Raw genomic sequence first — 25091 nt, forward strand, 5'->3', positions numbered from 1 at the left:
GTCAGGCTACGCCCGGCCGCGGGTGTCACCGGCCGTCGCCGCCGGATCGCCGCGCAGCACCTCGTCGACGTCGTAGCGGATCGGGCGGTCGAGCTGGCCGTAGGCGCAGGAGCGGGGATCGCGGTCGGGTCGCCAGCGCAGGAACCGGGCGGTGTGCCGCAGCCGGTCGCCCTCCATGGCGTCGTACGCCACCTCGACCACCAGCGCCGGACGCAGCGGCTCCCACTCCAGGTTCTTGCCGCCGGTCCACCGGCTCACCCCGCCCGGGATGCGCTGACCCCGCTCGTGGTCGCCGTGCACCCACGGGTGCTCGCCGCCGACGTCGCGGTAGGGCTCCAGCTCGTCGAGCAGCTCCTTGCGGCGGGCCATGGTGAACGAGGAGCTGACGCCGATGTGGTGCAGCACGCCGTCGTCGTCGTAGAGGCCGAGCAGCAGCGAGCCGACCACCGGACCGGACTTGTGCCAGCGGAAACCGGCCACCACCGCGTCCATCGTGCGCGCGTGCTTGACCTTGGACATGAGCCGCTTGCCCGGCTCGTACGGCAGGTCGGCCGGCTTGACGATCAGCCCGTCCAGCCCGGCTCCCTCGAACACGTCGAACCAGCGGCGGGCCGTCTCCGGGTCGGTGGTCACCTGCGTGACGTGCACCGGCGGGCGCACCCCGGACAACGCCTGCTCCAGCCGCTCCCGGCGCCGGGGGTAGGGCTGATCGACGAGCAGTTCGTCGTCGATCGCCAGCAGGTCGAACGCGACGAAGTCGGCCGGGGTGGTCTCGGCCAGCAGCTTCACCCGGGAGGCGGCCGGATGGATCCGCTGGGCCAGCAGCTCGAAGTCGAGCCGCGGCTGGCCACCCGGGCCGTCCCGGCGGATCACGATCAGCTCGCCGTCGACCGCGCACCGGGGCGGGAGCTGCCGGCGGGCCTGCTCGACCACCTCCGGGAAGTAGCGTGTCATCGACTTGCCGCCCCGGCTGGCCAGCTCGACCTCGTCGCCGTCGCGGAAGACGATGCAGCGGAAACCGTCCCACTTCGGCTCGTAGGTCAGGCCGTGATCGGTGGGCAGCTCGGACACGCTCTTGGCCAGCATCGGCTCGACCGGAGGGTTGATCGGCAGGTCCACGGCGACCAGTCAACCAGACCCCACCGACAGTGGTGAGGCAGATCACCGCCGGTGGCCGGGTGGCGTGTCCCGTCCCGGCCGCGTACGTCACCGCCGCCCGAATGGTGGAACCGCAGGTCAGAGCTACCGTCGCGGCGTGCCGGAGTGGAGTTGCGGATGCTGCGGGCGCTGGCGGGTCAGCGTCGAGCTGATCCGTGGCCGGTACCGCTACCGGCTGGCGCACCGCTACCCGCCCGAGCGCGGCGGCGGGGCGAACGTCCTCGGCGAGGTCGGCTCGGTCACCGAGCTGGAACGCCTGCTGAAGCGGTACGCCCCGGTCACCCTGGCCGACCTCCGCGAAGCCGCCTGACCCCCCGCGCCGCCTGACCCCCCGCGCCGGCTGACCCCCGCGCCGCCTGACCCGGGCTGGCCGACGGCCGGGCGGCCGGGCCACCAGCCCAGGCGTCTCCGCCGCCCTGCGAACCGCCGATCTTGGAGTTGTGTTGCCGCGCAAAGGCGGCGAGCCGGACATCCTGGGCGCCACAACTCCAAGGTCGCAGAGGTTTCGGGGCGGCGCGGGCGGGAGCTCCTCGTTCGGCTTGTTGCTGCGTCGAGCGCCGCCCATCGGGCGAGACCGGCGTTCCGCGAGGTGGGATCGGTGGAGATCTTGGTAGGAAAGGGCCCCTATGGGGGCCGTTTGGTACCAAGATCTCTCGGAGCCGGGAGCCCTTGACAACCCCACTCACAGATCGACGGGCGAGGGCGCGCGGGGTGAGGGACGGGGCGCGGGGCGGTGGCGGAGCGGGGCTCGGGGTTAGCCTGGGCGGACCGTCCACGGGGGAGGAACGCGAATGCGGTTCGTCGAGTCCGTCGAGATCGCCGCCGACGTCGACCGGGTCTGGGAGGTGCAGAGCGACGTCGACAGCTGGCCCGAGTGGACACCGTCGGTCACCGCCGCCCGCCGCCTGGAACCCGGTCCGCTGGCGCTCGGGTCGACCGCCCGGCTGGAGCAGCCGCGCCTGCGTCCGGCGGTGTGGCGGGTCACCGAGATCGAGCCGCCGCACTCGTTCGTCTGGGAGTCGGCGGGCCCCGGTGTGCGCAGCCGGGGTGAGCACCGGCTGGTGCCGCTGGCGGACGGGCGCACCCGGGCCGAGCTGGCCCTGGTGCAGACCGGGCCGCTGGCCGGGCTGATCGGGTTGCTGGCCGGGTCGATGATGCGCCGCTACCTGCGGCAGGAGGCGGACGGGCTCAGGCGCCGCTGCGAGGCCCGCTGACCGGCGCCGGAGCGGACGCTCAGGCTCCGCCGGGAGACCCGGGGGCTGTCTTCTCCAGCACGGCGAGGCGGTTGCCGTTCTCGTCCGGCCGGTGCGACACGACCCGGTAGCCGCGGCCCGCGTACAGGGACAGGTTCGCCGCGCTGTCCGCGCCGGTGAACAGCGCGAACCGGGTCACCCGGTGCGCGCAGGCGTGCTCGACGGCGTCCAGCAGCCGCCCGCCGACGCCCCGGCCCTGCTGGTCGGGCGCGACCGAGAGGCGGCCCACGTGGGCGGTCTCGCCGTCGAGGCGGGCGCGGACCGAGCCGACCAGGCGGGTGCCGCTCCGGGCGGCGAGCACCACGTCCGGCCCGGCCAGCGCCGCCCGTACCTCGTCCAGCGTCTCGGTCAGCGGGGGCAGGAACACGTCCCGGTAGCGCTGCGCCTCCACCAGGTACGCGGCACGCTGCACGGTGAGGATCTCCCCGGCGTCGGCGAGGTCGGCGGGAGCGATGGTCACGTCGGTCACCGGCTCAGCTCACCACAGCGCTCCCGGGCGGCCGTACCCTGGCAGGGGTGTTCCCGTGACCGAGGAGGTGACCGGCGTGCCGGAGCTGACGTACCCGGAGGTGGGCGCGACCCGCGACGGCGGCCTGCCGGCCGGTTACCACCACCTGCGCCACCGGGTCCGGTTGCCGGACGGCGGTTTCCCGGTGGCGGCGGACGCGGTGCTCGGCTGGCGGCTGCACCGCGCGGCCGGCGTGGTGATGCGGACGGACGCGCCGCGTGCCGCGCCCGGGGTACGTGTCACGCCGGGGCTCGGTGCCGGCCCGCTGCGGCTGTGGGGGCCGACCGAGGTGGTCTGGACGGTGGACGAGCCGGACCGGGCCGGGTTCGGCTACGGCACGCTTCCCGGGCACCCGGAGGTCGGTGAGGAGGCGTTCGTGGTGACCAGGGGCGCCGACGGCGTCTGGTTCGAGGTGACCGCGTTCAGCCGCCCGGCCCACTGGTACGTGCGGGCCGGCGGGCCGGTCGTGCTCGGCTTCCAGCGGGCGTACGCCTGGTGGCTGGGGCGGACGCTGCGGCGGCTGTGCCGGCGGCGCTGAGCGGTCAGTAGCGGGCGAAGGAACGGATCGGGGCGCGCGGGCCGTACTTCGGGGCCTGCACGCCTGCCGCCTCCAGCAGCACGCACACCCGGCCGCGGTGCCCCCGGAACGGCTCCAGCAGCGCCAGCATCCGGGCGTCGTCGCCGCGCGGCTCCCCGGCCAGCGCCCAGGCCACGGTGTTCGGCACGTGGTAGTCGCCGACGCTGACCGCGTCCGGATCCCCGTACGCGATCCGCACCACCTCGGCGGCGGTCCACGGCCCGATGCCGGGGATCGCGGTGAGCCGCCGGGTCGCCTCCGCCGAGTCGGCGCAGCGTTCCAGCCGGTCCGCGACGGCTGCCGCGCGACGCAGCGTGTCGGCGCGCCGCTGCTCGACGCCGAACGGGTGGAACACCCAGTACGGCGTGGCCGCCACCGCGGCGGGCTCCGGCGGCAGCAGCAGTGGTTGCAGCGGGCCGGGCGCGGGCTCACGGAAGTGCCGGACGGTCGCCGCGTACGCCCGGTACGCCTCCTTGCCGGTGACCTTCTGCTCGAAGACCGCCCGCAGCAGCCGGGGGAAGATCTGGCCGGTGGCGGGCATCCGCAGCCCGTGGTGGGTGTGCGCCAGCCGGGCCACCAGCGGATGCGCGGCGGCGAGCGCGGCGAATCCGGTCAGGTCGTCGTGCAACCCGGCGATCCGGTCGGCCCGGTCGACCACCCAGGCCGCGCCCGGGCCGTACCCCTCGGCGAGCAGCTCGCCGGCTTCCGGGCGCAGCGCCAGCGTGGCCGGGCCGTCCGGGGTGCGGGTGGCCCACCAGAAGGTGCCGGCGGCGATCCGCGCGCACGGGTCGTACGGGCTGAACGTGAGCGCCCGCACCGACGGGGCCAGGCGGTAGCCGGCCGGCGGGCGCAGCGTGCGGCGGGCGTCGGGCGAGGTCACAGGGGTCACTCTGCCACGCGGCCCGGCCGTGACGCCGGGCACGCCTGGCCGGGAGGCGGGCCGATGCCGGTGCGGCCCGCCTCCCGGGGTTCGCGACGGTGACCGGCCGCGCCCTCCCCGGCGGCGACCGGTCACCGTGTCCCTGGTGCGTCAGTACGAGTAGTCCGAGCCGCCGCCGGAGCTGTCCGAGCTGCCCGCGGCGGGCGGCGCGACCGGCTTGGGCGTGCCGGTCGGCAGGCAGGTCAGGTTCTTCTTGCCGTTCGGGTCGACCACGAACCAGGTGCCGCCGACGCCCTGGCCCTTCCACTGGCCGGGCTTCTTGTCGCCGATGTAGCGGTAGACCGGCCAGCCGCCGATGGTGAGCTGCCGGGTGCCGTCCTGGCGGGTGATGGTGCCGACCTTGTCGTCGGAGACGCCGCGCAGCTGCGGGTTGCCGTCGGTGAGCGACGGCGGCCACACCTCGGCGCACTTGTCCACGCAGTTGGACTGCGGCGGGTCGTCGGAGTCCTTGTCGAACCGGTACAGCACCCAGCCGTCCTGGTCGGTGACGACGCGGCCCATCCGGGGCAGCTTCTTGCCGACCAGTTCGTCGGTGATCTTCACGTCGGACGGGGGCGCCTTGTCCGCGACCGGCGCCTCCTCGGGTGCCGCCGACGCCTCCGGTTCGGCCGCCGCGGTGGGTTCGGCCGCGGCGACGGCGACCGGCTCGGCCGCGCCCGAGTTCGCCCCGTTGTAGCCTGCGGGGGCGCAGGCCGTAAGTGCGACCATCGCGCTCGCGACGATGACGGTCGTCCGCTTGTGGTGTGCCACGTGCCCTCCTCGTTCTTGGCAGTTCGCCGAGTAGTACGGGCGCGGCACTGTCAAGGTTGAACCCGAAAAGGTGGCATATTTCACAGTGGACCGATTGAACCGACGGGCGTCGGCGTGCGTGCGTCAGCACGAGGGGGCCCGCCGGCCGGGACACGACACGACGGCGCCGGGTGGCCCAGCCACCCGGCGCCGTCGGCACACCCGGTCAGATGTCGTCCACCGTCACCAGCGGACTCGCCACGCCGTTCGCGTCGACCGACTGCACCTGGAGCTTGTCGATGTCGCGCAGCGGGGCCGAGGTGGACGCGCTCAGCTCCAGCGGAAGCTGGTTCTGGTTCGTCCCGTAGCCGCCGACCGGCACCGACCAGGTGGAGATCACCTCGCTCGTGGCGTTCTTGCGGACCACCACCAGCCGGCACGTGCGCGGCCCCGGCAGGCGGCTGAGCTGCACCGCGATCTGCGTGCCGTACTCCTTGCGGGCCAGCCACATCGTGGTCTGCACGCCGGTCGCCGGGTCGGTGGCGTTGTGCTGGTCGCCCTCGATCCCCTCTTTCCCGCCGACGCCCGGGTCGTTGGGGTCGCCCGGCTCGCCGCTCGGCGCCACCGTCGGCGCGCCCGGCGTCGGCACCGCCTGCGGCGGCGCCGGCTCGTCGCCGAGCATCCCGGCCGCCGCCGCGCTCACGCCGCCGAACACCACCACGGCCGCCGCTGTCGCCAGCAACTGCCGCACCCGGGTACGACGGCGGTCCCGCCGTACCGCCATCAGCGTCCGGTCCAGCAGCGCCGGATCGGTGTGCGTCTGCTCCAGCGCGGCCATCGCCTCGCCGTCGATGCCGGAGAGCAGCCCCACCACCGGGACCATCGTCTCCAGTTCCGCCGCGCAGGCCCAGCAGGTGGCCAGATGCTCCTCGAAGCGCTCCGCGTCCTGCGCGTCCAGCACGCCGAGCGCGTACGCGGCGACGTCCATGTGATCGGCCCGGCTCATTCGGTCACCCCCCTCTCCTGCAGAGCCGTGCGCAGCGCGCGCAGCGCGTAGTAGACCCGTGACTTGGCGGTACCGAGCGGGAGCCCCAGCTCCTCGGCCGCCTCCGGCACGGTGCGCCCCCGGAAGTACGTCGCCACCAGGATCTCCCGGTGCGACTGGCTCAGCGTACGCAGCGCGTCCGCCACGGTCATCGTGCGCAGCACCCGGTCGGTGCTGTCCGACTCGGCGAACATGGTCAGATCCCGGTCGTACGTCTCGGGCGGGCGGGCCTGCTCACTGCGGTGCTCGTCGATGGCGATCCGCCGGGCCACCGTGACCAGCCAGGGGCGCAGCGAGCCCTGGCCCTGCACACCGAGCCGGTGCGCGTTGCGCCAGGCCCGCAGCAGCGTCTCCTGCACGATGTCCTCGGCGCGTTGCCGGTCCCCGCCGGTCAGCCGCATCACGAACATCAGCAGCGGGCCGGCGTGCTCGGCGTACAGCAGGCGGATCAGCTGGTCGGAGTGGCTGGCCTCGGCGGAGGTCGCCTGGTGGCGTCCGGGAGCGGGTCGCGGCGGCACCGGGTCATTCTGGCGATCGGTGGACCGGGCGTCGACCCCCCGGCCCGAACGCGAGGCGCGCGAGTGTGGTTGTGCCCGGGCGAACATCCACTCGGGCCGCGCCACCTCGCCGTGCCAGCCGGCCGCCACCGCATGCATGCAGACCTCCGCTGTCCAATGACATCAGCCGGCCCCCCACGGGCATGGCCGCCCGGTGATACGCAGCGATCAGCCGATCGGATCAACGTTTGACCGAAAAGATTCCCGGCGGCGGGGGAGAGGAGTCGACGGCGTCCGCGTCGTGGACCACCGCCGCACCGCCGGTGAACCGGTCCAGCTCGGCGCCGGCCAGCACCCGGCCGGGGAACCAGTCGCCCGCCGCCCGCCGGGTCAGCTCCGGCACCGGCGGCTCCACCCGCGACGCCACCAGCACCAGGTTGCCGTAGCGCCGGCCGCGCAGCACCGCCGCGTCGCCGACCAGGCAGGCCCGCGGCAGCACGGTACGCACGGTCGCGACCTGCGCCCGCGCGTGCCGCAGCGGCGGGCCGTCGGCGACGTTCGCCAGGTAGCTGCCGCCGGGCGCGAGCACGCGGGCCACCTCGGCGGCGTACTCCACCGAGGTCAGATGCGCGGGGGTACGGGCACCGGCGAACACGTCGGCCACGATCACGTCGTACGCGCCGTCCCGGCTCGACGTCAGCGTCGCCCGCGCGTCGGCCACCCGGACCTTCAGGCGCGGATCCGATGGCCACGGCAGTTCGCGGCGGACCAGCTCGACCAGCGCGCCGTCCACCTCGGACACCCGCTGCGCCGAACCGGGCCGGGTGGCCTGCACGTAGCGGGGCAGGGTCAGCGCTCCGCCGCCCAGGTGCAGCACCCGCAGTGGCGCCCCGGCGGGCGCCACCAGGTCCAGTGCGGCGGCCAGCCGCCGGACGTACTCGAACTCCAGGTGCGCCGGGTCGGTCAGGTCCACATGCGACTGCGGCGCGCCGTCCAGCAGCAGCGTCCACGAGCCCGGACGATCGGCGTCCGGCACCAGCTCGGCCCGGCCGGTGTCGACGTCGGCCGTCACCCGGTCGGAGTCGCGTCGCCGGCCCATCAGCGCCGCATCCCGCGCGCCGCGGCGGTGAGCACCCGGTGCAGCAGCCGCGCGTCGCCGAGCATCCCGCGCAGCCGGCGTTCCAGCCCGGCGATCGGCACCAGGTTCTGCGGGGCGCGCGGATCCTTGTACGGGGTGGAGGCGAACCGGGGCAGCGTCACCAGCGACAGGTCGGCCAGCGCGATCGCCTCCGGCACGGTCAGGTCGGCCGAGCACTCCACCCGGACGACGCCCGCCCAGGGCGCGCCGGCGCGCACCGGCAGCCGCAGATACCACGACCAGCCGCCCCACGCCGTGCCCAGCCGGAACACCGGGCACCGCTCGCCCGGCGCCAGCCCGGTCACCACAGCCGTCAGCCGGGCGTCGAGGTACTGGCTGTGCTGCGTCTTGATGTACCCGAGCGTGCGCGGCAGGTTCCGCCGGCTGCGCAGCGGGCCGTCCACCACCAGCAGGTCGCCGTCGGTGCGTACCGCGTCGGACACGGCCACCTCCAGCGCGGTCAGCGGCGCCTGCACCGCCGCGGGCAGCTTGCTCAGCTCACCGGTGCCGCTGACCCGGTGCACCGGGTAACGGACCGAGCCGGCGACCACGTCCTGCGCCGACGGGCTCGCCGTGAACAGGCCACGGCCCACCCGGGAACCGGCCATCTCGGCGGCGCCCCGGTCCAGGTCGCAGCGGACCACACCGGCCGCGTACGAGGCGGCGATGCCGGGAAACGACCCGCCGTCCTCCTCCGCCGTCCAGACGCTGGCGTCGATCCGGCGTACCCCGTCGACGAGCAGCACCACGTCCGGCGCCCGCACGCCCGCGCGGGGGCCGATCGCCCGCCAGTCGGTGGCCGGCAGCTCGACGTCGGCGTCGACCTGGGCGCTGCTCGGCGCGGCCGGCCCGGACCCGCCCGCCGCCTCGAACGACGCGCCGTACGCCGGATCCCAGGCGTCGACGAAGAACGCCGGCGACGGCCCGGTCACGCGGCGCTCCGCCGGACAGTGCCGGTCACAGGCCGGTCCGTTCCACGCGGGCCGTCCGCGCGTCCTTGCGGACCTCGAACCGGACCGGGATGCGCTCGGCCAGCGCCGGCACGTGGGTGACCACGCCGACCATCCGGTCACCCCGGGCGGCCAGGTTCTCCAGCGTCGCCGCGACCGTGTCCAGTGTCGCCGCGTCCAGCGTGCCGAAACCCTCGTCCAGGACGATCGACTCCAGGCTCGCGGCGGTGGTGGACATGCCGGCGAGCTGCTCGGACAGCGCCAGCGCGAGCGCCAGCGACGCCTGGAACGTCTCCCCGCCGGACAGCGTGCGCACCCCACGCCGCAGCCCGGCGTCGTGGTGGTCGACCACGAAGAACTCACCCTTGTCGTGCACCAGGTCGTACTGCCCGCCGGACAGCTCCCGCAGGATCCGCGACGCGCCGTCGACGAGCAGGTCCAGCGCCTCGGTGAGCAGCCAGCGCTCGAAGTTGTTGGCCCGCAGGTGCGAGGCGAGCGCCCGCGCCACCCGCGCCTCGTGCTCGTGCCCGGCCCGCTGGTCCCGCAGCCCGGCGGCCTGCTCCCGGCGCTCGTCGAGGCGGCGCAACTCCGCCTCGGCCCGCTCTACCGCCACCGCCACGTCGCGCGGCGCGTCCCGCGGGGCGTCCAGCCCGGCGGCGGCGAACAACGCGGCGATCCCGTCGGCGACCTCGGCCGCTGCCCGCTGCGCCGCCTCCACCGAGTCGGCCAACCCGTCCCGCTCCGCGCGCCGCGCCCGCGCCTGCTCGCCCGCCCAGCCGGCCAGCGCCGCCCACGCCGCCGCGACGTCGTCCCGGTCGGCGGCCGGCGGCCCGAACCGGGCCAGCCCGTCGCGGACCGCGTCGAAGTCACGCCAGGCCCGGCGCAGCCGCTCCTGCGCGGCGTCGAGTGCGCCCCGCGCCCGCCGGGCCGCCTCCCGCCCGGCCCGCACCGCGCCGGCCGCCTCCTCCAGCGCGGTCCGCAGCCGCGCGTGCTCGGCCAGCGACTCACGCAACCGCTCCGGCGCGGGCGCGCCCGCGAGCTGCTCGTCCAGCTCGGCCAGACGTGCGCCGAGCTGGTCGTGCTGGGTCCGGGCGCGCAGCAGCACCCGATCCAGGTCACGGGCCGCGGCGTCGCGTTCCTGCACGACCCGCTTGGTCGCCTCGCTCGCCGCCCGTGCGGCCTTGCCCGCCTCGATCGCCCGGCTCACCGCCGAACCCTTCGGCACCGCCGGCACCGTGCCGACCGTCTGCTCGCACACCGGGCACGGCGCGCCGCCGACCAGGTACGCCCGCAGCGCCACCGCCTGGTCGGCGGCCTTCGCCTCCTCGTGCGCGCGGAACGCCGACTCCAGCTCCGCCTCGGCGCGCTGCGCGTCCGCCCGCGCCGCCGCCAGCGCCGCGACCGCCGCGTCGTGCTCGGTCCGCGCCGCGTCCACCGCCGCGCGGACCGTCGCCGCCTCCGCGGTCAGCCGGTCCCGGTCCGCGTACGCCTTCAGGTGCAGCCGCACCGCGCTCTCGTCACCGGCGGCGGCCAGCTCCCCGCGCAGCTTCTCCTCGCGCTCCTCGGCCAGCCCGACCGCGCCCGCCGCCTCGTCGGCTGCCACCCGGGCCGCCGCCACCGCCCGCGCCAGCTCGGCGGTGCCGTCCGGCGGCCGCACCCCGGCCAGCACACCCAGCTCGGCGTCGAGGGCGGCCAGCGCCGCGGCCCGCTCACCCGCCGTGGCCCGGGCCCGCTCCCATTCGGGTACGGCGGCAGCGACCGCTGCGGCCAGTTCCCGCATCGCGTCCACCCGCTCCCGGGCGGCGGTCAGACTCTCGTCGTCGACGTCGGCGAGCCCGCCGAGCATCTTGTCGACCGCCTCCAGCTTCGCCTCGGCCTGCCCGGCCCGCTCGACCGCCTTCTTCTGCACCGACTCGTAGACGCCCAGCCCGAGCAGGTTCACCAGGATCTGCTGGCGGGTGGCCGGCTTGGCGTGCAGGAAGTCCGCGAACTGCCCCTGCGGCAGCACCACGCACGAGGTGAACTGCTCGTACGGCAGCCCCACCGCGTCCAGCACCGCCTGTTCCATCTCGGCCGGGGTGCCCGCCACCACCTCGCCCAGATCCTCCGGGCTGAGCCCGGTGTCGAGCTTGGTGACGTCGAACCCCGGCGGCATGAGCTGGAGACCGGCGTTCGCCGTCTTCACAGTGCCCCGGCCGTCGCGGCGCACCACCCGGGTCGCCACGTAGCGGTCCCCGGCGGACTCGAAGACCAGCCGGACCCGCGCCTCGGTGGCCGACGGCGCCAGCGCGTTCGCCAGCCCCCGGGCCCCGCCCCAGCGCGGCACCGTGCCGTAGAGCGCGAAGCAGATCGCGTCGAGCACCGTCGACTTGCCCGAACCGGTCGGCCCGACCAGCGCGAAGAAGTCGGCGTCGGTGAAGTCGACTGTGGTCTCGTCGCGGAACACCGTGAACCCGGCCATGTCCAGCCGCATCGGCCGCATCAGTGCTCCACCTCCTCGAGCAGCTCGTCGAAGAGCTCCCGGACACCCTCGTCGGCGTGCCCGCGGCTGTCCAGGTAGTCGCCGAACAACTCGCCCGGCGACCGGCCGGCCCGCTGAGCGGTCCGGGTGCCGCTGCCCGGCGCGGGCATCAGCTCCGGGTCGATCCGGATCTCCAGCGCCCGGGGCAGCAGCTCCTGCACCTCCTCGCGCAGCCCGGCCCGGGGCTGCTCCCGGACGTAGACGCGCAGCCAGCCCTCCGGCGGCTCGATCTCGGCGAGCTGCGCCAGCGTGCCGCGTACCGTGCGCAGCGGCACCGCGCCCGGCACCGGCACCTCGCGGATGCGGGCGGCGGTCGTGGCGGTCACCTCCACGATCGTCACCGAGCCGACGTTCTCCTGCTCGCCGAAGTCGACAGCGAGCGGGCTGCCGCTGTAGCGGATCGGGCACGGGCCGATGACCCGCTGCGAGCGGTGCAGGTGGCCCAGCGCCACGTAGTGCGCGTTGCCGGGGAAGACAGTCGCCGGGACCGCGTACCCGAGCACGGTGTGGGCGTCCCGCTCGCCGCCGCCGGTGCTCGCCCCGACCACTGTGAGGTGCGCGGTGACCAGGTGCACCCGGTCCGGCTCGGTGAAGCCCTCGGCGAGCCGGTCCAGCACCCGGCCCAGGTGGTCGGCGTACGTCTGGTTCGCCTCGGCCGGGGTGAGCGTGTACATCTCCACCGCGCGCACCGCGTACCGCTGGGACAGGAACGGCAACGCGGCGAGCCGCCAGCGCTCCCCGCCGGCGGTGACCCCGTCGACGACGTGCTCGTCCGGGTTCTCCCGGACGCTGCCGCGCAGCGTGATCCCGGCCGCCTCGGCCCACGGCCGCAGCGCGTCCAGTGCCGCGCCGTTGTCGTGGTTGCCGCCGATCGCCACCACGTCGGCCCCGGTGCGCCGCAGCGCGGTGAGGGCCCGGGTGACCAGCCGGGTCGCCTCCGGTGTGGGTGCCGCGGTGTCGTACAGGTCACCGGCGACGATCACCAGGTCGGGCCGTTCGCGCTGGGCGATCTCGATCACCTGGGCGAGGACCTGCTTGTGCTCCTCGGCCCGGGACTGCCCCTTGAGAACCTTGCCGACGTGCCAGTCGGAGGTGTGCAGGATCTTCATGTGGGTGCCGCCTAGAACGGGATGTCGTCGTCGGAGGAGCCGGAGCCGACCACCGCGAACGGATCGGCGGCCTGGGTGATCGACCGTAGCGTCTCCGAGGGCGCGCGGCCCGCCTCCGACACCCGGGTGGCCCACGCCGGGAACGGGAACTCCAGGCAGAGCGGCACCGGGATGTCCGGCTGGTTGACGAACATCGTGCCCGGCTTGGCCAGCAGCGCCCGCTGCCGCTGGGCGGGCGGCAGGAAGCCGTACTCCGGGCGGGACGCCTCGGCCGGGTCGAGCCGGCCCACCACCCGGATCGCCGAGTTGGTGACGATCCGCCGCTCCACCTCGCTGGCGGTCTGCTGCGCGCCGACCAGGATCACGCCCAGCGAGCGGCCCCGCTCGGCGATGTCGAGCAGCACCTCCTTGATCGGCGACGAGCCCTCCCGCGGCGCGTACTTGTTCAGCTCGTCCAGCACGACGAACAGCAGCGGCTTGGCCGTGCCCGCCTTCTCCTTGCGCTCGAACTCGCTCTTGAGCGTCACGCCGACCACGAACCGCTGCGCGCGATCCGGCAGGTTGTGCAGGTCGACCACGGTCACCTGGGCGCTCTCCGCCGTGTTGATCGAGTGCGGGCGGCGGGTCGCCAGATCACCCCGGATCAGCCGGCCCAGGTCCTTCTTGCTGCCGATGAGCCGGCGGGCGAACGCGTTCACGGTGCCCAGCCCGACCGCGCTGCCCGCCCACTCGCCGCGCGTCTCGTCGTCGTTGAGCTGCTCGACCACGTGGTCGACCAGATCGGCGTACGAGCCGAGCCGCACCCCGTCGATGCTCACCCCGCCGTCGGCGGGCTGGGCGTAGCGGGCCAGGTGCGCGGCGACCGAGTGCACCACCATCGTGTACTGCTGGCGCTCGTCGTCGGCGTCGGCGAACACGTACGGCAGCAGCCGGTCGGCGCAGAACTCGTTCAGCGTCCAGTAGAAGCTGTCCACGCCGGTGAGCCGGCTGCTCACGTCCGGCGTGCCGGAGGAGTCGCCGACCCGCGGCGGGGCGTACACCCGCACGTCCGGGAACGCGCCGGCGTCCAGGCCCAGCTTCGCGTACGCCGCCCGGGTCGGGTCGTCGAGCCGGCTGTTCGGGTGGTCGAGGAAGAGCAGGTCCTCGCCCTTGACGTTGAAGATCAGCGCCTTCGCGTTCACCGCGTCGCCGCCCAGCACGCCGGAGCGGAACACCGAGTAGAGCAGGAACGTGGCGAAGCTCGTCTTGGTGGCGACACCGGAGATGCCGGAGATCGACACGTGCGCGCCCCGGGTGCCGTCGAGGAAGTCGGCGTTGAGGTAGACCGGCACGCCGTCGCGGCCCATCCCCATCGGGATCCGCCGCTCCATCCGGTCGAAGTGCAGCGCCCGGGCCCGCGCGTCACCCTCGGCCCGGTGCACCACGGCACCCGGCGTGGGCGGCACGTAGAACTCCGGATCGACCCGCGTGGTGGTCACCTCGGCCGCCTCCTGCACCTGCGCCGGCAGCGTGCCGTCGGCGATGGCGAAGACGTCGGAGTCGAACTGCGCACCCTCGTGCCGGGCGCGCACCTGGGTCACCACCCCGGCGATCGTCACCGGCTCACGGTCGGGCAGGTCGCGGCGGGTCACCACCACGTCGTCGAGTTGCAGGTAGCTGCCCGGCGCGACAGCCGTCCAGAAGGTGAGCGGGGTGGCGTCAGCGGTGCCGAGCACCCGGCCGACACCCTCGCCGGGCCCGTCGAGCTGGTCGTCGGTCATCGGCGGTCTCCGGTCGGCTGGTCGTACCGTTGGCGGTGCACGTCGTGCATCCTGCCCGAGGGATGCGACAGGTTGCCACGCGACGCGGCGGACGCCACGTCCCCCGTGCGCCGAACGGTAGCCACCCGGGTCCGCCCGATCACGATGCGTGCGTTTCCTCCACGTCCGCCCCTCCCGATGCCACGCCGCGCCGCGCCGCCAGGCCGTGCCGTGTTGCGCCGCCGCCCGCTGCCCGCCGCCGGGTTCCGGGGTGTCCGCCCGGTGGCCGGCGGCGGTGCCGTCAGGTGGTCGAGGTGGTCTCCGGCGCCGTACGGTCGGGCCCGGCGGTTCGATGGAACACGATGGGTGTCTCCGCGGGCCGATGACACCCATGGCGGCCCACCCACCGCCCGCCCACGCGGAACGCGCCGCTTCCTGTCCGTACCCTCCCGGCAGGCGGGAACCATGTCCCACTGGTGAGGACAACGCAGAGATCTTGGTAGGAAAGGGCCCCTATAGGGGCCGTTTGGTACCAAGATCTCGCGTGCCGCGTGCCGCGTGCCGCGTGCCGCGTGCCGCGTGCCGCGTGCCGCGTGCCGCGTGCCGCGTGCCGCGTGCCGCGTGCCGCGTGCCGCGTGCCGCGTGCCGCGTGCCGCGTGCCGCGTGCCGCGTCAGGCGGCGGGGGCGGAGCCGGCGGGCGGCGTCTCGGCGAGGTCGCGGGCATAACGCAGCACCAGCACCCCGTCGGCGGCGGCCAGCACGTGGCGCAGCGGCAGGTGACGCGGGACGCTGGCGTCCCCGGCGGTGATCCGGCCCGGACCGGCGCCGGCGAGCAGCGGCGCCACCGTCAGGCACAATTCGTCGACCAGGTCGGCGGCGGTGAGCGCGCCGAACAGGTGCGGGCCGCCCTCGCAGAGCAGCTGGTCCAGCCCGCGCCGGCGAAGCTCGGCCAGTCCGGCGACGAGATCGACCCGCCCGGCGCCGCCGGCCCGCCTGCTGTCGTCGGCCCGGTCGGTGCCGTCGGCCCGGTCGGTCGCGTCGGCCCGGCCGGTGCCGCAGCGGACCACGTCGGCGACGTCGGTCAGCCCGCGCGGTGGGACGGACTCGCCGTGGGTGAGCACCACCGGCCGGACCGGTGCGTCGGCGAAGGCGGCCTGCGCCGGGTCGAGATCGAGTGAGCCGGAGACGACCACCAGCGTCGGGAATTCGGCCAGTCCCTGCTCGCGGCGCCAGGCCCGGCGCTCCGGGCTCAGCCGGACCGCCCGGTAGCGCTCGTGCCGCAGCGTGCCGGCGGCCACCACGAGGCCGTCGCAGAGCATCCGCAGCAACCCGAAGACCCGCTTGTCCGGCTCGCCGGACAGCCCGGCGGAGTAGCCGTCCAGAGTGACCGCGCCGTCGGCGCTGGCCACGAAGTTGACCCGCAGGTGCGGGCCGGTGGTCCGGCCGTAGAGCGCGGTGAGCTGCGGATCCGTGAGCGCACCGGTGACGGGTGCGGGCCAGATCCGTTCGATCGGGGTTCCGACGCTCATTCGCCGGCCGGACCGGTGACCGGAGGGGTGGGTTCGGGGGTACGGTGCTGGCAGTCGCACCACTTCCGGCCAGGACAGTCGTCGTGCCGCCGTTCCCGGCAGGCTCGGCAGATCATGCACGCAGCCTATGCCCAGGAAGGATGGGACGTCGTGTCGCGTCAGATCTTCCAGCTCATGGTGTCGCTGGCCGGCGTCCGGCCGCCGGTGTGGCGGCGGGTGCTGGTGCCCGGCGGCTACACGCTGGACCGGCTGCACCGGGTGATCCAGCACGCGATGGGCTGGCGCGACTGTCACCTGCACTCGTTCGACGTGGACGGCCGGCAGTACGGCGAGCCCGACCCGGGCGGCGAACTGGCGCTGCGCGACGAGCTGGACGTCCGGCTGGACGCGCTCATGGGCAAGGGCGACAGGTTCCGCTACACGTACGACTTCGGTGACTGGTGGGAGCACGACCTGGTGGTGGAGGACTGCTGCGCCGCCGATCCGGACGAGCGCTACCCGCTGTGCCTGGACGGGGAGCGGGCCTGCCCGCCGGAGGACGTGGGCGGTCCGGCCGGTTACGCGGTTCTGCTGGCCGCGCTCGCCGACCCCGCGCACCCGGAGCACGTGGCGATGCGGGAGTGGGCCGGCGCGGCGTTCGACCCGGCCGCCTTCGACCCGGACCGCGCCACCGTCCTGCTGCGCCGCTGCTGCTGACCGCGCGACCCCGCGCCGCTTGCCAAAGCGACCGCCGCGCTGCTGACCGAAGCGACCGCCGCGCTGCTGACCGAAGCGACCGTCGCGCTGCTGACCAAGCGACGCCCGCGCCGCTGACCGAAGCGACCGCCGCATTGCTGATCAAGCGACGCCCGCGCTGCTGACCGAGCGGCCTCGGACAGGGCCCGACCGTCGGCGCGGTAACGAAATGGGAACGCTCCCAACGGTCTATTGACACCCCTGTCACCTCCCGGCAACCTCATGGGAGCGCTCCCGAGAGTGGTGCGGATCTCCCTCCTGCCCGCTCCGGCCCGCGCGACGCACCCCCCACCACAGCAGATATCGCCTCACCACCGAAAGAGGGGTCTCGGATGAGCGTCCCAATCCGTCGTCGGCGCTTCGCGGCCATCGCGCTCGCGTCCGTCGTCGTGCTCGGCACCACCGCCGCCTGCGGCGACGACTCGGACAGCGGCGACAGCGGCAGCGACGGCGGCCCGGTCACCCTGGTCGTCGACGTCTTCGGCGACCAGGGCTTCGGCTACGAAGAGCTGTACAAGCAGTACGAAGCGGAGCACCCGAACGTCAAGATCCAGGAGCGGGGCAAGGGCCTCGGCCTCGGTGACTACAACACCCGCCTCACCCAGCAGATCACCGCGGGCTCGGGCGCCGGCGACGTGGTGGCCCTGGAAGAGGGCACCATCGTCCAGTTCTACGCCCAGGCCGACAAGTTCGTGAACCTCGCCGACCACGGCGCGAACGACCTCAAGGGCAACTTCCTGCCGTGGAAGTGGGAGCAGGGCACCACCCCCGACGGGAAGGTGCTGGGCCTCGGCACCGACGTGGGCTCGATGGCGCTGTGTTACCGCAGCGACCTGTTCAAGGCCGCCGGGCTGCCCACCGACCGTGAGCAGGTCGGCGCGCTCTGGCCGACCTGGGACGAGTTCATCGCCACCGGCCAGAAGTTCGCCGCCGCCGACAAGAAGCACAAGTTCGTCGACTCGGCGACCAACTTCTACAACGTCGTGCTGATGCAGGTCGCCGGCCAGGGCACCGGCTACACGTACTACGACAAGAGCAACAAGATGGTCATCGACCAGAACCCGGACGTGAAGACGGCGTACGACCTCACCACCAAGATGATCGCCGCCGGGCTGTCCAACAACCTCCAGTCGTTCTCCAACGAGTGGAACGCCGGCTTCAAGAACGGCACCTTCGCCACCATCGCCTGCCCCGCCTGGATGACCGGTGTCATCAAGGGCCAGGCCGGTGACGCGGCGGCCGGCAAGTGGGACATCGCCAAGGCGCCGGGCGCCGGTGGCAACTGGGGCGGCTCCTTCCTCGGCGTGCCGAAGTCGAGCAAGCACCAGAAGGAGGCCGCGGAGCTGGCCAAGTTCCTGACCAGCGCCAAGGGTCAGATCGGCGCGTACAAGGCGGTCGGCAACCTGCCCTCGAACCCGCAGGCGCTCACCGACCCGGCCGTGGCCGACTCGACCAACGACTACTTCAGCAAGGCCCCGGTCGGCAAGATCTTCGCCGCCGGCGCCACCGACCTGAAGCCGGTCTACCTCGGCCCGAAGAACAACGCGGTCCGCACCGCGGTGGAGAACAGCCTGCGCGCCGTGGAGCAGGGCAAGTCGGCCGAAGAGCAGTGGCAGACGGCCCTGAAGAACGGTGCGGCCGCCGGTAAGTGACCGGTTGAGCCGCCCGCGGGTGGCGTCGGCAGCCCAGGCTGCCGGCGCCACCCGCGGTGCCCGCAGAGTCCGGCGTCGCCCGTGTGGCGGGTGACACCGGCCGAGGAGAAGGACTCCCCATGAGCCTCGACCTGCACGCCGCGGCGCCGCCCGAACCCGGCCCGCCGCGGGCCGCCCGTCACACGCGCCGCCGTGCCGCCTCACTGACGCGCCTGGACCTGAAGTACTCGCCGTACCTGTACGTCCTGCCGTTCTTCGTGATCTTCGCCGTGTTCGGCGTGTACCCGATCGCGTACACGGTCTGGATCGCGCTGACCGACCGGTCGCCGCTGAACTCGACGATCTCCTTCGTCGGGATGGACAACTTCGTCGAACTGATCACCGAGGACCCGCAGTTCTGGAACGCGGTGGTCAACACGTTCGGCATGTTCCTGCTCTCCACGGTGCCCCAGCTGCTGCTGGCGCTGATGCTCGCCAACGCGCTGAACCGGAAGCTGCGCGCGCAGACGTTCTTCCGGATGGCCATCGCGATGCCGATCATCACCTCGACCGCAGTGGTCGCGCTGATCTTCTCGATGATCTACGCCAAGGACTTCGGCCTGGTCAACTGGCTGCTCGACAGCGTCGGCCTGGACCCGATCGACTGGCGGGCGAACCGCTTCGCCTCCTGGTTCGCCATCTCCACCATGGTCGACTGGCGCTGGGTCGGCTACAACGCGCTGATCTACCTGGCCGCCATGCAGTCGATCAGCAAGGACATGTACGAGGCCGCGGCGCTGGACGGCGCCTCCCGGCGGCGCCAGTTCTGGTCCATCACGGTGCCGCAGCTGCGTCCCACGATCATCTTCACGCTGATCATCTCCACCATCGGCGGCCTCCAGCTGTTCACCGAGCCCCTGCTGTTCACCAGCGGCTCGGGCGGTCTCTCCGGTGGTTCGGAGGGGCAGTTCCAGACCATCACGATGTACCTGCTCGACGTGATGAACCAGCGCTTCCGGTGGGGCTACGCCGGGGCGGTCGCGCTCGTGCTCTTCGTGCTCATCGCGTTGATGTCGGCGATCAACTACCTGCTCGCCCGCCGCATCAGCTCCGACAAGTGAGGTGACGAGATGACGACCACCGCCGTCCGCCCGCCCACCCGGCAGAGCCCGCCGGTGAAGACCGCCCACCGGGCCGAGCGGCTCTGGAAGGCCAGCCCGCTCACCATGATCGGCCTGATCTTCGGCGTGCTGCTGTCCCTGTTCCCGTTCTACTGGATGATCGTGATCGCCAGCCGGACGAACGACGCGGCCAACTCCTGGCCGCCGCCGTTCCTGCCCGGCGGCAATCTCGGCGAGAACATCGAGCGGGTGCTCGCCAACAGCGACGCCAACATCGTCAAGGGCCTGATGAACTCGTTCCTGGTCTCCGGGACGATCACCGTCGCGACCGTGTTCTTCGGCTCGCTGGCCGGCTTCGCGTTCGCCAAGCTGCGCTTCCGGGGCAAGAACGCGCTGCTGCTGATCATCCTCACCTCGATGATGGTGCCGATCCAGCTCGGCGTGCTGCCGCTCTACATCCTGATGGCGAAGCTCGACTGGCTGAACACCATGCCGTCGGTGACCGTCCCGTTCCTGATCGGCGGCTTCGGCATCTTCATGATGCGCCAGTACGCCGAGCAGGCGGTACCGAACGAGTTGATCGAGGCCGCCCGGGTGGACGGCTGCTCCACCTGGCGGGTGTACTGGCACGTGGTGGCACCCGCGCTGCGTCCGGCCGCCGCGGTGCTGGGCCTGCTGACCTTCATGGAGCAGTGGAACCAGTTCTTCTGGCCGTTCGTGGTGCTGGCGGACCCGTCCAACCCGACCGTCCAGATCTCGCTGCGCAGCCTCAACACCGCCTACTTCGCCGACAACTCGCAGATCTTCGCCGGTACGTTGATCGCGACCCTGCCCCTGTTCGTCGTGTTCGTTCTGTTCGGCCGCCAGATCATCGGCGGCATCATGGAAGGCGCCGTCAAGTCGTGAGCAACCCAGCAAGCCCGCCCGCCGTCGGCGTCCTCGACGCCGGTCCGGCCCTCTCCTTCCCGCCCGGCTTCCTCTGGGGCGCGGCCACCGCCGCGTACCAGATCGAGGGCGCGGCGACTGAGGGCGGCCGTACCCCGTCGATCTGGGACACCTTCAGCCACACCGAGGGCCGGACGGTGGCCGGGCACACCGGCGACGTGGCGTGCGACCACTACCACCGGATGCCGGACGACGTGCGCCTGATGGCCGACCTGGGCCTGCGGTCGTACCGCTTCTCGGTGAGCTGGCCGCGGGTGCAGCCGGGCGGCACCGGCGGGATCAACCAGGGGGGCATGGACTTCTACCGCCGGCTGGTCGACGAACTGCTCGGCCACGGCATCGAGCCCTGGCTGACGCTCTACCACTGGGACATGCCGCAGCCGCTGGAGGATGCGGGCGGCTGGCCGGCCCGGGACACCGCCGGCCGCTTCGCCGAGTACGCCCACCTGGTCGCCGAGGCGCTCGGTGACCGGGTGAAGTACTTCACCACGCTGAACGAGCCGTGGTGCTCGGCGTTCCTCGGCTACGGTTCCGGCGTGCACGCGCCGGGCCGCTCCGACGGCGCGGACGCGGTCCGGGCCGGGCACCACCTGATGCTCGGGCACGGCCTGGCCGTGCAGGCGGTCCGGGCGGCCCGCCCGGAGGCGCAGCTCGGCATCACCGTCAACCTGTACCCGGTGACCCCGGCGACCGGGTCGGCGGCGGATGCCGACGCGGCCCGCCGGATCGACGCGCTGGCGAACCGGTTCTTCCTCGACCCGGTGCTGCGCGGCGTGTACCCGGCGGACCTCGTCGCGGACCTGCGTCAGGTCACCGACATGGGGCACGTGCGCGACGGTGACCTGGCGACCATCTCCACGCCGCTGGACATGGTCGGGATCAACTACTACAGCCGGCACGTGGTGGCCGCGCCGGTCGAGGGCGCGGAGCCGGAGCCCTACTGGCGGGCGCCGTCCTGCTGGCCGGGCAGCGAGGACGTCCGGTTCGTCACCCGCGGTGTCCCGGTGACGGACATGAACTGGGAGATCGACGCCCCGGGCCTGGTGGAGACGCTGGAGCGAGTCCACCGGGAGTACACCGACCTGCCGCTCTACGTCACCGAGAACGGGTCGGCGTTCGTCGACGAACTCGTCGACGGCCGGGTGGACGACCCGGACCGGCTGGCCTTCTTCGCCGCGCACCTGCGCGCGGCGCACGCCGCGATCGAGGCCGGCGTGCCGCTCAAGGGCTACTTCGCCTGGTCGCTCCTGGACAACTTCGAGTGGGCCTGGGGCTACACGAAGCGGTTCGGCATGGTCTATGTCGACTACGACAACCAGGCCCGGATCGCGAAGTCCAGCGCCAGGTGGTACGCCGACGTGATCCGACGCAACGGTCTGCCCGCACAATAAGCTGGGCCAGCCAGTAACGGGCGGCCCGGCGCCGACGCCTCAATCGGTGCCGGGCCCGCCCGACCGTCGGAGGAGCACAACGATGACAACGCAGCGCACCCGCTCGCTCGGGCGTCCGACCCTCGACGCGGTCGCGGCCCGCGCCGGCGTCGGGCGCGGCACGGTCTCCCGCGTGGTCAACGGCTCGCCGCAGGTCAGCCCGGAGGCCCGGGCCGCCGTCCAGCAGGCCATCGCCGAACTGGGGTACGTGCCGAACCGCGCCGCCCGTGCGCTGGTCACCCAGCGGACCGACTCGGTGGCCCTGGTCGTCTCCGAGTCGGGGGAGCGGGTCTTCACCGAGCCGTTCTTCGCGGCCATCGTCCGGGGCGTCAGCTCGGGGCTGGTGGAGACGCCGATGCAGCTCTGGCTGGCCATGGTGCAGTCGCCGATCGAGCGGGAACGGGTCGAGCACCACCTGACCAACCAGCACGTGGACGGCGTACTCCTGCTGTCGCTGCACGACGCCGACCCGCTGCCCACGCTGCTGGAGGAGCGCGGCCTGCCGGCTGTGCTCGGCGGCCGTCCGGCGCGGATGCTGCACCCGAACGCGCAGCCGGCGTGGTTCGTCGACATGGACAACGTCGGCGGTGCGCGGCAGGCGGTGGAGCACCTGTTCCGCCAGGGCCGCCGGCGGATCGCGACCATCGCGGGCCCGCAGGACATGGGCGCCGGCCTGGCCCGGCTCTCCGGCTACCAGGAGGCCGTGCGCGCGGCCGGCGGCCGGGTCGACCCGGGCCTGATCGCGTACGGGGACTTCAGCGAGGGCAGCGGCACCGCGGCCATGCGCCGGCTGCTCGACGTCTGCCCGGAGCTGGACGCCGTGTTCGTGGCCTCCGACCTGATGGCCTTCGGCGCGCTGCGCGCGTTGCGCGAGGCCGGCCGCCGGGTGCCCGAGGACGTGGCGGTGATCGGCTTCGACGACGCCCCGATCGCGCGTCAGGCCGAGCCGCCGCTGACCACCGTGTTCCAGCCGGTGGAGGAGATGGGCCGGCAGATGGCCCGGCTGCTGGTGTCCCGCATCCGCGGCGAGGATGTTCCCTCCCCGCACGTGCTGCTGGACACCGAACTCATCCACCGGGCCTCCGCCTGACCCGTCCGGCGGGGGAGCCCGTCAGGACCAGCGGCGCAGCTCCCGGCGGGCCAGCGAGGCGCGGTGCACCTCGTCGGGGCCGTCGGCCAGGCGCAGCGTGCGGGCCCCCGCCCACAGCTCGGCCAGCGGGGTGTCCTGGCTTACCCCGGCTCCGCCGTACGCCTGGATGGCCTTGTCGATCACCCACTCGGCCATCAGCGGCGTGGCGATCTTGATGGCCTGGATCTCGGTGTGCGCGCCCTTGTTGCCGACGGTGTCCATCAGCCACGCGGTCTTGAGCACCAGCAGGCGGGCCTGCTCGATCCGGACCCGCGACTCGGCGATCCACTCGCGGACCACGCCCTGCTCGGCGAGCGGGCGGCCGAACGCGATCCGGTCGAGCACACGCCGGCAGAGCAGCTCCAGGGCCCGTTCGGCCATGCCGACCAGGCGCATGCAGTGGTGGATCCGGCCGGGGCCGAGCCGGGCCTGGGCGATGGCGAACCCGGTGCCCTCCTCGCCGACGAGGTTGTCCACCGGCACCCGTACGTCTGAGAAGTCGATCTCGGCGTGGCCGCCGTGCGGGGCGTCGCTGTAGCCGAAGACCCGCATCCCGCGCCGTACCGTCACGCCGGGGGTGTCCCGGGGGACCAGGATCATGCTCTGCTGGCGGTGCCGGTCGGCGTCCGGGTCGGTCTTGCCCATCACGATGAAGATCTCGCAGCGCGGGTCCATCGCCCCGGACGACCACCACTTGCGGCCGTTGATCACGTAGTGGTCGCCGTCGCGGGTGATCCGGGTGGCGATGTTCGTCGCGTCCGAGGAGGCCACCTCCGGCTCGGTCATGCAGAACGCGGACCTGATCTCGCCGGCCAGCAGCGGCATGAGCCACTGCTTGCGCTGCGCCTCGGAGCCGAACTCGGCCAGCAGCTCCATGTTGCCGGTGTCCGGTGCGGCGCAGTTGAGCGCCTCCGGGGCCAGGTGCGGGCTGCGGCCGGTCAGCTCGGCCAGCGGCGCGTACTGGAGGTTGGTCAGCCCGGCGCCGTAGCGGGCGTCGGGCAGGAACAGGTTCCACAGCCCGCGCTCCCGCGCCTGCGCCTTCAGCTCCTCCATCACCGGCGGGCGGGCCCACGGATCTCCGGCGGCGGCCACCTGCTCGTGGTGCACCGGCTCGGCCGGGTACACGCACTCGGTGAGGAACGCCTCCAGCCGTTGCCGCAGCTCGACCGTCCTGTCGTCGTACGCGAACTCCATCTAGCTCTCCCTCACCGCGCGCAGCCCGTGTGCCACGAGCGGCGCCACCATGTCGCCGATCCGGTCGAAACCCTCGCCCAGCGTCTGCCCGAGCGTGTGCCGGTAGTGGATGCCCTCGCAGATCACCGCGAGCTTGAAACAGCCGAGTGCCACGTGCCAGTGCAGCGGGCCGACGTCGACGTCGGCCCGCCCGGCGTACCGCTCGATCAGTTCGGCGCCGGTCGGGAAACCGGCGCGTGGCCCGATGCCGTCGGCCACCGGGTTGCCGTCGCCGTGGTCGCTGTCGCCGAGCACGTCCCAGTACGTCAGCAGCAGCCCGAGGTCGGCCAGCGGGTCGCCGAGCGTGGCCATCTCCCAGTCGAGCACGGCCCGTACCGCCACCGGGTCGACGGTGGCGAGCAGGTTGTCCAGCCGGTAGTCGCCGTGCACGATCCGGCCCGCGTTCGCGCCCTCGGGCACGCTGGCGGCCAGCGCGTCGCGCAGCTCGTCGATGCCGGGCAGCGCCCGGCTGCGGGACCGGTCGAGCTGGCCGCCCCAGCGGCGCACCTGCCGGGCCAGGTAGCCCTCCGGGCGGCCGAAGTCGGCCAGCCCCACCTCGGCCGGTTCGACCAGGTGCAGCGTGGCGAGCGTGTCCATCATCGCCAGGGCGAGGTCGCGCCGTTGCGCAGCGGTGAGCGCGTCGGTCTGCTCCCGCCGCCGGTAGACCTCGCCGTCGACCTTCGCCATCAGGTAGAACGGCGCGCCGATGACGCTCTCGTCGGCGCAGAGCAGCAGCGCCTCCGGCACCGGTACGCCGGTCGGCGCGAGCGCCGAGATCACCCGGTGCTCCCGGGCCATGTCGTGCGCGGTGGCCAGGACGTGCCCGAGTGGTGGCCGGCGCAGCACCACCTCGCGGTCACCGGCGCGCAGCAGGTAGGTGAGGTTGGACTTGCCGCCGGCGATCAACCGTGCCGACAGCGGCCCGCTCAGGTCCGGCCGGTGGACGGCCAGGTGGGCGGCGAGCCGGTCGAGGTCGAGCCCGCGCGGGGCCGGACCGGTCGAGGGCACGGCGACATCGGCGGCCGGATCGGTCATCCGATTAGTTGATGGCAGCTCAGCTTTGTTGTCAAGGTGGGGGTTTTCCCGGCGGGACATGCCCCTGCAACAGGGGCGAAATGGTCAACCGGCAGGCTGGGCCCCAGCCTGCCGGCCGCTCGGCCGGCCCGCCGAGCGG

Annotated in this window: 23 protein-coding genes; 9 read left to right on the forward strand and 14 right to left on the reverse strand. The window is 73.6% G+C overall.

Annotated elements, in window-relative coordinates; all coding sequences use genetic code 11:
- Positions 1–6: 6 nt before the first annotated feature.
- Positions 7–1119, reverse strand: a complete 1113-nt coding sequence (locus KSK32_RS20835; RefSeq protein ID WP_216932707.1) for an ATP-dependent DNA ligase — start codon at positions 1117–1119, stop codon at positions 7–9.
- Positions 1120–1255: 136 nt separating this feature from the next.
- Between KSK32_RS20835 and KSK32_RS20840 the strand changes: the two genes are divergently transcribed.
- Positions 1256–1468 carry a hypothetical protein gene (locus KSK32_RS20840; protein WP_216932708.1) on the forward strand — a complete coding sequence of 71 codons (213 nt, stop codon included), beginning with the start codon at positions 1256–1258 and terminating at the stop codon, positions 1466–1468.
- A gap of 481 nt (positions 1469–1949) precedes the next feature.
- Positions 1950–2372 carry an SRPBCC family protein gene (locus KSK32_RS20845; RefSeq protein ID WP_216932709.1) on the forward strand — a complete coding sequence of 141 codons (423 nt, stop codon included), beginning with the start codon at positions 1950–1952 and terminating at the stop codon, positions 2370–2372.
- Positions 2373–2391: 19 nt separating this feature from the next.
- Here KSK32_RS20845 and KSK32_RS20850 read toward each other — a convergent pair whose 3' ends face one another.
- Positions 2392–2880: a GNAT family N-acetyltransferase gene (locus KSK32_RS20850; protein WP_216932710.1), complete on the reverse strand. Its 489-nt coding sequence runs from the start codon at positions 2878–2880 to the stop codon at positions 2392–2394.
- A 55-nt stretch (positions 2881–2935) separates the two neighbouring features.
- On the opposite strand from KSK32_RS20850, the gene KSK32_RS20855 reads away from it, so the two are divergent.
- Positions 2936–3457 carry a DUF1990 family protein gene (locus KSK32_RS20855; protein ID WP_216932711.1) on the forward strand — a complete coding sequence of 174 codons (522 nt, stop codon included), beginning with the start codon at positions 2936–2938 and terminating at the stop codon, positions 3455–3457.
- A gap of 4 nt (positions 3458–3461) precedes the next feature.
- Here the strand turns inward: KSK32_RS20855 and KSK32_RS20860 are convergent, their stop codons facing one another.
- The 10 genes from KSK32_RS20860 to KSK32_RS20905 form a co-directional block, all read right to left on the reverse strand.
- On the reverse strand, positions 3462–4376 hold the full coding sequence (locus KSK32_RS20860; protein ID WP_216932712.1) for a DNA-3-methyladenine glycosylase: 915 nt from the start codon (positions 4374–4376) through the stop codon (positions 3462–3464).
- 150 nt (positions 4377–4526) lie between these two features.
- The gene (locus KSK32_RS20865) at positions 4527–5186 is read right to left on the reverse strand and encodes a hypothetical protein (protein ID WP_216932713.1); all 660 of its coding nucleotides are present in this window, start codon (positions 5184–5186) and stop codon (positions 4527–4529) included.
- A gap of 205 nt (positions 5187–5391) precedes the next feature.
- Positions 5392–6171, reverse strand: coding sequence for an anti-sigma factor (locus KSK32_RS20870; protein WP_216932714.1), 780 nt, complete (start codon positions 6169–6171; stop codon positions 5392–5394).
- Complete coding sequence (locus KSK32_RS20875) at positions 6168–6866, reverse strand: sigma-70 family RNA polymerase sigma factor (protein WP_013284847.1); 699 nt, start codon at positions 6864–6866, stop codon at positions 6168–6170. Before KSK32_RS20875 ends, KSK32_RS20870 begins: the two co-directional genes overlap by 4 nt.
- A gap of 82 nt (positions 6867–6948) precedes the next feature.
- On the reverse strand, positions 6949–7806 hold the full coding sequence (locus tag KSK32_RS20880; RefSeq protein WP_216932715.1) for a spermidine synthase: 858 nt from the start codon (positions 7804–7806) through the stop codon (positions 6949–6951).
- Positions 7806–8777 carry a hypothetical protein gene (locus KSK32_RS20885; protein ID WP_216932716.1) on the reverse strand — a complete coding sequence of 324 codons (972 nt, stop codon included), beginning with the start codon at positions 8775–8777 and terminating at the stop codon, positions 7806–7808. The genes KSK32_RS20880 and KSK32_RS20885 overlap by 1 nt, the downstream gene beginning before the upstream one ends.
- 25 nt (positions 8778–8802) lie before the next feature.
- Positions 8803–11277 carry an AAA family ATPase gene (locus KSK32_RS20890; protein ID WP_216932717.1) on the reverse strand — a complete coding sequence of 825 codons (2475 nt, stop codon included), beginning with the start codon at positions 11275–11277 and terminating at the stop codon, positions 8803–8805.
- On the reverse strand, positions 11277–12425 hold the full coding sequence (locus KSK32_RS20895; RefSeq protein WP_216932718.1) for an exonuclease SbcCD subunit D: 1149 nt from the start codon (positions 12423–12425) through the stop codon (positions 11277–11279). The genes KSK32_RS20890 and KSK32_RS20895 overlap by 1 nt, the downstream gene beginning before the upstream one ends.
- A gap of 11 nt (positions 12426–12436) precedes the next feature.
- Complete coding sequence (locus KSK32_RS20900; RefSeq protein WP_216932719.1) at positions 12437–14185, reverse strand: ATP-binding protein; 1749 nt, start codon at positions 14183–14185, stop codon at positions 12437–12439.
- A gap of 650 nt (positions 14186–14835) precedes the next feature.
- On the reverse strand, positions 14836–15693 hold the full coding sequence (locus KSK32_RS20905; protein ID WP_216932720.1) for a pyrimidine reductase family protein: 858 nt from the start codon (positions 15691–15693) through the stop codon (positions 14836–14838).
- 150 nt (positions 15694–15843) lie between these two features.
- On the opposite strand from KSK32_RS20905, the gene KSK32_RS20910 reads away from it, so the two are divergent.
- The 6 genes from KSK32_RS20910 to KSK32_RS20935 all read left to right on the forward strand — a co-directional run bounded on the left by KSK32_RS20910 (position 15844) and on the right by KSK32_RS20935 (position 22645).
- Entirely contained in the window at positions 15844–16389 is a 546-nt protein-coding gene (locus tag KSK32_RS20910; RefSeq protein WP_216932721.1) for a plasmid pRiA4b ORF-3 family protein, read from the forward strand.
- A 371-nt stretch (positions 16390–16760) separates the two neighbouring features.
- Complete coding sequence (locus KSK32_RS20915) at positions 16761–18080, forward strand: ABC transporter substrate-binding protein (RefSeq protein ID WP_216932722.1); 1320 nt, start codon at positions 16761–16763, stop codon at positions 18078–18080.
- Positions 18081–18199: 119 nt separating this feature from the next.
- Positions 18200–19180: a carbohydrate ABC transporter permease gene (locus tag KSK32_RS20920; RefSeq protein ID WP_216932723.1), complete on the forward strand. Its 981-nt coding sequence runs from the start codon at positions 18200–18202 to the stop codon at positions 19178–19180.
- 105 nt (positions 19181–19285) lie between these two features.
- Positions 19286–20086 carry a carbohydrate ABC transporter permease gene (locus KSK32_RS20925; protein ID WP_196806780.1) on the forward strand — a complete coding sequence of 267 codons (801 nt, stop codon included), beginning with the start codon at positions 19286–19288 and terminating at the stop codon, positions 20084–20086.
- The gene (locus KSK32_RS20930) at positions 20083–21516 is read left to right on the forward strand and encodes a GH1 family beta-glucosidase (protein WP_216932724.1); all 1434 of its coding nucleotides are present in this window, start codon (positions 20083–20085) and stop codon (positions 21514–21516) included. The genes KSK32_RS20925 and KSK32_RS20930 overlap by 4 nt, the downstream gene beginning before the upstream one ends.
- Positions 21517–21598: 82 nt before the next feature.
- Positions 21599–22645, forward strand: a complete 1047-nt coding sequence (locus KSK32_RS20935; RefSeq protein ID WP_216932725.1) for a LacI family DNA-binding transcriptional regulator — start codon at positions 21599–21601, stop codon at positions 22643–22645.
- 21 nt (positions 22646–22666) lie between these two features.
- On the opposite strand, the gene KSK32_RS20940 is transcribed toward KSK32_RS20935, so the two are convergent.
- Both KSK32_RS20940 and KSK32_RS20945 read right to left on the reverse strand, forming a co-directional pair.
- On the reverse strand, positions 22667–23878 hold the full coding sequence (locus tag KSK32_RS20940) for an acyl-CoA dehydrogenase family protein (RefSeq protein WP_216932726.1): 1212 nt from the start codon (positions 23876–23878) through the stop codon (positions 22667–22669).
- Entirely contained in the window at positions 23879–24952 is a 1074-nt protein-coding gene (locus KSK32_RS20945; protein WP_216932727.1) for a phosphotransferase family protein, read from the reverse strand.
- Between the last annotated feature and the right edge of the window lie 139 nt (positions 24953–25091).

This window comes from Micromonospora sp. WMMB482 (assembly GCF_019038635.1).
GTDB lineage: Bacteria > Actinomycetota > Actinomycetes > Mycobacteriales > Micromonosporaceae > Micromonospora > Micromonospora marina.

Bases quoted from the DNA above. Each gene is read 5' to 3' on its own strand.
- KSK32_RS20845 (WP_216932709.1), top strand. From the start codon at position 1,950: ATGCGGTTCGTCGAGTCCGTCGAGATCGCCGCCGACGTCGACCGGGTC.
- KSK32_RS20870 (WP_216932714.1), bottom strand. From the start codon at position 6,171: ATGAGCCGGGCCGATCACATGGACGTCGCCGCGTACGCGCTCGGCGTG.
- KSK32_RS20875 (WP_013284847.1), bottom strand. From the start codon at position 6,866: ATGCATGCGGTGGCGGCCGGCTGGCACGGCGAGGTGGCGCGGCCCGAG.
- KSK32_RS20880 (WP_216932715.1), bottom strand. From the start codon at position 7,806: ATGGGCCGGCGACGCGACTCCGACCGGGTGACGGCCGACGTCGACACC.
- KSK32_RS20890 (WP_216932717.1), bottom strand. From the start codon at position 11,277: ATGCGGCCGATGCGGCTGGACATGGCCGGGTTCACGGTGTTCCGCGAC.
- KSK32_RS20895 (WP_216932718.1), bottom strand. From the start codon at position 12,425: ATGAAGATCCTGCACACCTCCGACTGGCACGTCGGCAAGGTTCTCAAG.
- KSK32_RS20900 (WP_216932719.1), bottom strand. From the start codon at position 14,185: ATGACCGACGACCAGCTCGACGGGCCCGGCGAGGGTGTCGGCCGGGTG.
- KSK32_RS20905 (WP_216932720.1), bottom strand. From the start codon at position 15,693: ATGAGCGTCGGAACCCCGATCGAACGGATCTGGCCCGCACCCGTCACC.
- KSK32_RS20915 (WP_216932722.1), top strand. From the start codon at position 16,761: ATGAGCGTCCCAATCCGTCGTCGGCGCTTCGCGGCCATCGCGCTCGCG.
- KSK32_RS20920 (WP_216932723.1), top strand. From the start codon at position 18,200: ATGAGCCTCGACCTGCACGCCGCGGCGCCGCCCGAACCCGGCCCGCCG.
- KSK32_RS20925 (WP_196806780.1), top strand. From the start codon at position 19,286: ATGATCGGCCTGATCTTCGGCGTGCTGCTGTCCCTGTTCCCGTTCTAC.
- KSK32_RS20935 (WP_216932725.1), top strand. From the start codon at position 21,599: ATGACAACGCAGCGCACCCGCTCGCTCGGGCGTCCGACCCTCGACGCG.
- KSK32_RS20940 (WP_216932726.1), bottom strand. From the start codon at position 23,878: ATGGAGTTCGCGTACGACGACAGGACGGTCGAGCTGCGGCAACGGCTG.
- KSK32_RS20945 (WP_216932727.1), bottom strand. From the start codon at position 24,952: ATGACCGATCCGGCCGCCGATGTCGCCGTGCCCTCGACCGGTCCGGCC.